The sequence below is a fragment of the uncultured Kordia sp. genome, from assembly GCF_947496985.1.
In the GTDB taxonomy this organism is placed as follows: domain Bacteria; phylum Bacteroidota; class Bacteroidia; order Flavobacteriales; family Flavobacteriaceae; genus Kordia.
The window spans coordinates 181885-188996 of the sequence record NZ_CANMEZ010000009.1; the positions used below are offsets into that span (position 1 = coordinate 181885).

General features: G+C 35.1%; 2 protein-coding genes and 1 pseudogene. 2 read left to right on the plus strand and 1 reads right to left on the minus strand.

Annotated features, from left to right (window positions below; genetic code table 11):
* Positions 1 to 163 precede the first annotated feature (163 nt).
* Positions 164 to 1750 carry a peptide chain release factor 3 gene (locus Q0828_RS19880; RefSeq protein WP_298425473.1) on the minus strand — a complete coding sequence of 529 codons (1587 nt, stop codon included), beginning with the start codon at positions 1748 to 1750 and terminating at the stop codon, positions 164 to 166.
* A gap of 285 nt (positions 1751 to 2035) precedes the next feature.
* On the opposite strand from Q0828_RS19880, the gene Q0828_RS19885 reads away from it, so the two are divergent.
* Both Q0828_RS19885 and Q0828_RS19890 read left to right on the plus strand, forming a co-directional pair.
* A complete protein-coding gene (locus Q0828_RS19885) occupies positions 2036 to 2884 on the plus strand; it encodes a hypothetical protein (RefSeq protein ID WP_298425476.1) in 849 nt (282 codons plus the stop codon).
* Positions 2885 to 2901: 17 nt separating this feature from the next.
* A pseudogene (locus Q0828_RS19890) lies at positions 2902 to 7112 on the plus strand (hypothetical protein); the annotation flags it as partial.

The following is a 7112-nucleotide window of genomic DNA, read 5'->3' on the forward strand; positions in this document are numbered from 1 at the left end:
GTTTTTAGTTATTTTTCAAGAAAATAGACTCTCATAATTTGTTTTTAAAGCATAAAAAAAAGACGTCAATATAGTTTGACGTCTTTTTTGTAATAATATCTTAAAAGTCTTTAAAATTCTTTTTTACGATTAATTTTTAAATGTCTTTATTTTTAATCATTTATTAATATTCACTTGTAAAGTGGAATTTAATACTAGGATATTTCTGCTGTGTCATCTGTAATGAAAAAGAAGAATCTGCTAAAAAGACCAATTTATTTTCTTTATCACGTGCCAAGAATTTTTGCTTTACACGTTTAAAATCTAAAAATTCTTGATCTTTTTCGTTGTCAACTTCTACCCAACACGCTTTATGTACATTCAAATTTTCATAGGTACACTTAGCTCCATATTCATGCTCTAATCGATATTGAATTACTTCATATTGAAGAGCCCCAACAGTTCCTATAATTTTTCTTCCGTTTAAGTCTAAAGTAAATAATTGCGCAACTCCTTCATCCATTAGCTGTGTAATTCCTTTTCCTAACTGTTTGGATTTCATTGGGTCAGCGTTATTGATGTATCTAAAATGCTCAGGCGAAAAACTTGGAACACCTTTATAATTCATTTTTTCTCCAGCAGTTAATGTATCACCAATTTTGAAATTTCCAGTATCATGCAAACCAACAATATCTCCAGGGAATGACTCGTCTACAATCTGTTTTTTCTCAGCAAAAAAAGCATTTGGACTTGAAAACTTTAACTTTTTGTCTAGTCGAACATGAAGATACGGTGTGTTTCGTTTAAAAACTCCTGAAACAATTTTAATAAAAGCAAGTCTATCTCTATGTTTTGGATCCATATTGGCATGAATCTTAAATACAAAGCCTGAAAAATCCTTTTCATTTGGATGTACTAAACGCGTGTCAGAGTCTTTGGCTAAAGGAGTAGGAGCAATTTCAACAAAACAGTCTAATAGTTCTCTCACTCCAAAATTATTCAAAGCTGAACCGAAAAAGACAGGTTGTAACTCACCTTTTAAATACGCGTCTCTATCAAATTTTGGGTACACTTCATATACTAATTCAAGTTCTTCACGTAAAGTTTCTGCGGAAGTTTCTCCAATATATGTTTCTAATTCAGGATTGTTAACGTCTTCAAAATGAATAGCTTCAGAAATAGTTTGTTTGTTTTCTCCAGTAAATAAATTAATATTTCTTTCCCAAACATTATAAATACCTTTAAAGTCGTAGCCCATTCCAATAGGAAAACTCAAAGGTGTAACACGTAAACCAAGTTTTTGTTCTACTTCATCTAATAAGTCAAAAGCATCTTTTCCTTCTCTATCCAACTTATTGATAAAAACAATAATAGGAATCTTTCGCATGCGACAAACGGAAACTAATTTTTCAGTCTGTTCCTCTACACCTTTAGCAACATCAATTACTACAATAACGCTATCTACAGCACTTAAAGTTCGGAAAGTATCTTCAGCAAAATCCTTATGACCTGGAGTGTCTAAAATGTTGATTTTCTTATCTTTGTAAATAAAGGCAAGTACGGAAGTTGCTACAGAAATTCCTCTCTGACGTTCAATTTCCATAAAGTCACTTGTAGCTCCTTTTTTAATCTTATTATTTTTTACAGCTCCAGCTTCCTGAATAGCTCCACCAAAAAGTAAAAGCTTTTCTGTTAAGGTTGTTTTACCAGCATCTGGATGCGATATAATTCCAAAAGTTCTTCGTTTATCTATTTCTTGTTGTATGCTCATTGCAAGTATTTAATAGTGAGCAAAAATATCACTTTTAAATCAAATAAAAACATAAACTTAATAACAAGTTTATTTTAGAATAATGCATTTTTTTAACAAAAAAAGAGAGATTATTTCAAAAAAAACAAGCTAAACACTTGAACGAAAAAAGCTTGCATTTTAACGAAAATCAAATCCTTTTGTGTGTATTGCTACTTAAATGTAGGTGTCAGTCATTACATTTGTTACAATCTGTTAAGAAAATAAACTAGTCATTTATTCCTTAGCCGCCTTAAAAATACTCGAATGAACAACACTACTTTTGATGTGCTGTTGAGATCCAAAGTCTCAAACAGTGCTTCTATTGTTATACTTATTCTTAAAAGGCTTTCTCCTGCTTTTGTGATGTGGTTATGTATACTACAATCACAAAACTCATTTGCACAAGAAAAAACAATCTACGATGTGCAAGATTTAAAATTAGATGAAACCACAGCAGATGGTATCATTTCTTTCCAAAAAATAGTGCCACATCTTACAGGTGTAGCTAAACTCAGAAAACATGTATACGAAAATCAAGAGCTGTATCCTATGGAGCAAAAAGCGATTGAAACAAGTAGAGATAAAAAACATGAAGCTCATAAACGTTGGGAAAGATATATGCGTAAACTCCCTGTATCTGTCTATTTAGTAGATGATATGCAAAACTATATCACAGTCACAACAAGTATAAGTGATCGCTTAACAGTCTGTGAAAAGTTTAATGACCAATTAGCACTTAAAATTGAAAACAAAAACGACTATCCAATAAGCGCAGAAATTGAGCTTGATGCGGGACAACTTGTGAATTTTCCAAAAGCAAGTAATGAAGTCGAAAAAATATTCAATAAAAAACAAAAAATAGCTTTCAATTACATAGGTAATGGTAGAGCTACCTTTAGTTTACCTGCAAATTCAAAACTAACTGTCAACTTACCTATAGTGTACAGTTGCGATGGTAAAAAAGGAAAAACAATAAAACAACTAAACAACCAAATCTTGATAAATCATAAGATTAATCTTGTCGGGTACATTTATAACGAAGAAAAGAAGGAGCTATACAGAGTAACTTCTATTCCAGTTACGACCTCAAGTATTAAACTTATCTATCTATAAAATAAAGTTTCATAATTATGAAAAACATTACTTCAAAAATAGTAGTAACACTTTTAGTGTCATTATTGTTTTTCTTTAGCGCTAATGCACAAAATATATCCGGAGTAGTAAACACGTATACTACAGTATCAGCTGTTAGTGGAACAAGTGTTACTGTTGGAAGCAGTGCTGGTTTAGCAATCAATGATCCTGTGATGATTATTCAAATGACAGGTGTCAGTGGTGGAGGAAATACTGGTGGAACTGATAATGGTGCAGGTAATTTTCATTTAGCTAAAATCACAAACATAGTAGGAAATACGCTAACTATTGATATAGCTGTTACGAAAACATTTACACCAGCAACGGAAAGAGTTCAGTTAGTAGGAATTGCTAAATACACAAGTGATGTTACCGTAGTAGGAACTGTCTCGGCACAACCATGGGACGGAACTACTGGTGGAGTAATTTTTATAGATGCATGTGATAATAATATTACATTAAACGCAGATATTAATGCTTCTGGAGATGGTTTCTTTGGAAGAAATGCAACAGGAAACTTTGCTGTGAATAACTGTGGAGAATCGTTAGCATTATTAGCTACAGCTGATGAAAATTGGGGAACAGATCCTGTATATTTTGGGGGAGACTTTGGAGTCCCTGCGCCATTATCAGGAGGAACAGGTCGTGGTGGACACGGAGGATGTAATGCCGCACAAGGCGCACCAGATGGTGGAGCAGGAGTTGGAGGAAATGGAGCAAATTCTACAGACATTACACTTGGTTCAGGTGGTGGTGGTGGTGGTTACGGTGGAGGAGGAACCAGTGGAGGAGCTGGAACCTTAATCTCTGGAACAGATGCCCCAGCAGCAGGAAGTGTCTTTGATGCAGCAAGTAATTTAAGATTATTTATGGGAGCTTCTGGAGGTTCAGAAGCTGAATGGGCGCCAGCTACAGGTAATGGAGGAGGAATTGTTATAGTTCTTGCTAATAATATTACAACTGACGGATCAAACAGAAATATTGCAAGTGATGGAAATGATGGGCCAAATTCTGGTACATTTAGTTTTTTTGGAGATGCTTCTAATGTAACGGGTGGAGCTGGTGGAGCCGGATATATCGCTATACAAGCAAATTCAATAAATTCACAAGTAAGAGCATTTGCACGTGGAGGAAACGCAACAACACAAACAGGGTTAACACCAGTATTCATTGAATATGGTGGGCCAGGTGGAGGAGGATTTGTAATTAGCTCTTCTACAATAACAACAACAAATGTAAATAGTGGAAACATTCCAGTAGGTAACGGAGCAAGAGCAGGAGCTGCCGGAAGAGTTGTTACAGACGCAGGTGTTAGCACAACTTTTGCAATAGATTGCTCAAACTGTGTGGTAACTCCTAATAAAACTAACGAAACATGCAATAATAACTTATCACGTGATCGATCAGATGATTACGTGAGTTTTGATTTAAATCCAACAGGAGTAGATTTAGGAACAACGTATACGGTGACTGCTGATAATGGAGGGGTTGTAACACCTTCAACAGGAACTTACGGATCAGCAACATCTTTTAGATTACAAGACGGATCTGCAAATAATACGTTATATACAATAACAATTACGGATGATACAACGGGAACTTGTACAACTACAACAACTGTTCAGCAAAGTAACTGTGATATAGATTTCTGTGACTTGTCAATAGCAGGAAATGTAGATAGTGATCTAGATGGTATCGCAGATTTTTGTGATGAAGATGACGACAATGATGGAATACTTGATACACAAGAACAATGTGGTACTGCCCCATTAACATTAAATCCAGATTCAATAGTTCGAATAGAAATAGATTTAGATCAATTTTCAACAGAAGTAGGTTGGTCATTAGCTTCAGGTGTAAATACAATTGCTAGCGTACCTAATAATACCTATTTGACTGGAAATGTTACAGTTTCGCAAGACATAACCATTACTGAAAATGGAAGTTACTTTTTTACAATTAATGATACGTTTGGAGATGGTATTCAAGGGAATTCTTATCGAATAATTGTAGATGGAACTACGATAGTAAATAGAACATTTGGTTCGCCAACAGATACAACTACTTTTAGTCAAACAGATAACTTAAACATAAATACAATCATATCAAACCCTTTCAGTTGTTTGTCAGATGATCCAATGGGAGATGCTGACGGCGATGGAATTATTAATTATCAAGATTCAGATTTTTGTGCGTTAAATGCAAATGGGGTATGTACAAGTTTAGATTCTGATAATGATGGAATAATCAACTCATTAGATGATGATAGTGATGATGATGGGTGTGTTGATGCATTGGAAGCAGGTCATGATGATGATGATGATGATGGAATATTAGGAAACTCTCCAGTGACGGTTAATCCAGCAAATGGTAGAGTAACTGGTCAAGGTGGATATACAGGAACCGACTTAGCAGTAACAAATTCATCAAATACGACAGCTTGTGACTCATGTGAAATTTTAAGTGCTTCTCTTACTGCAGTATTTTGCGATGATAATGGAACACCGTCAAATGATTCAGATGATACATTTACATTCTACATAAACCCTAATGGAAACTTATTAGGTTCAACATACAGTCTTTCAGGAGATATTACACAAGCAAATATTTCATATAACTTACCACAGCAATTTGGACCATTTCCAATATCAGGTGGAAACGTAACGTTTACAATAACAGATGATACAGACGGTACATGTCAACTTACAAATGTAGTAGTTACACCACCATCAACTTGTTCTAGTTCAACATTTATTGATACTGATTTTGATACAGTACAAGATAATATAGATATAGATAATGATAATGATGGAATCATAGATGATAACGAAAATGTATGTGCTACAAGACCTTTAACTGCAGGAGCTTGGGCAGGAAGTTTTCCATATACAAATACAGCAGGTGCAGTAGGTGTTAGTTTTAATAGTACAATTCCAGCTGGAGGATTAGTAGTATACACGCCAAATGGCACTATGTCATCAGATTCTTATTTCTCTGATGCAACAGTTGAAGGTTCAAACTCTTTAGAATTTTTATTTGCATGGGATACTTCTTCAGAATCTTTAAATGCAGCAGCTGATGATCGTGTAACAGGAACAATTACAATAACATACAGTCAACCAGTTTACAACCCAATAATACATATTGACAGACTTGGAGGAAACAATCAAATAGTATCAGGAAACTTTATATCAAACACTTCATTGTGGACATTGCAAAATGCTGATCTCTCAATGGGGAAAATTTCTGGTAACAACCAATTAATAGTTACACCAAAACAATTTTATAGAAATGTAAATCAAAACTTAGGAACAAGTTCTCCTATAGTGCTTTCTGGGGAAGCTGATACGGCTGGCTTAGGAACAGCAGCAGGGAGTATTCAAATCTACGGAAGAGTAACAACATTAACTTTCCAAGTTACAGGAGAAGGTATTGATGGTACTGGTTCAGATGTATTAGAAATGACATTTGATTCATGTCCAATAGTAGACACGGACGGAGATACAATTCCTGATTTTCTTGACACGGATAGTGATGGAGACGGTTGTGCTGATGCTGTTGAAGGAGCTGCTAGTTTTACAACTGCAGATTTAACTTCTAGTAATAACTTAGCAGATGATGATGAAGGTGCAGTTAATCCAGCTAACGGAGTTCCTACAAATGTAGGAAGCCCACAAGTAACAAGCGTAAACGTAACAACTGCTACACAAGCATCAATCACATCTGATCCAGCAACAAGTCAAACAATACTTGAAGGAGAAAATGTTACATTCACAGCTGCTGCGAGTTCGCAATCAACAACCACGTTTTCTTCTGGAACACCAAATTATACGGTTCCTCCAGCAACAAATTCTTCAGCTAACATTGCATATCAATGGCAAGAGAGTACTGATAACGGAGTAACTTGGTCGGATATTACGACTGCAGGAACAAATCCAGTCTATTCAGGATTCAATTCAAATACATTAACATTAAGCAATGTGCCAAGTTCTTACGACGGAAACGATTACCAATTAATCGTCACTCACAGTGAAAACTCATGTATACTTATAGATTCACAAGATGCAAATCTAGTTGTAAATTCTCTAGTTGCGATGAGTGTTGGAGATGTAACGATTGCAGAAGATGGCGGTAGTGCAAGTGTACCAGTAAGCATTGACAATCCAAGTAGTGTAGCTACAGTGGTATCAATTACTACGGTAGACAA

Excerpts from the sequence above, each read along its gene's own strand:
- Q0828_RS19880 (WP_298425473.1), bottom strand. The coding sequence starts at position 1,750 with ATGAGCATACAACAAGAAATAGATAAACGAAGAACTTTTGGAATTATA.
- Q0828_RS19885 (WP_298425476.1), top strand. The coding sequence starts at position 2,036 with ATGAACAACACTACTTTTGATGTGCTGTTGAGATCCAAAGTCTCAAAC.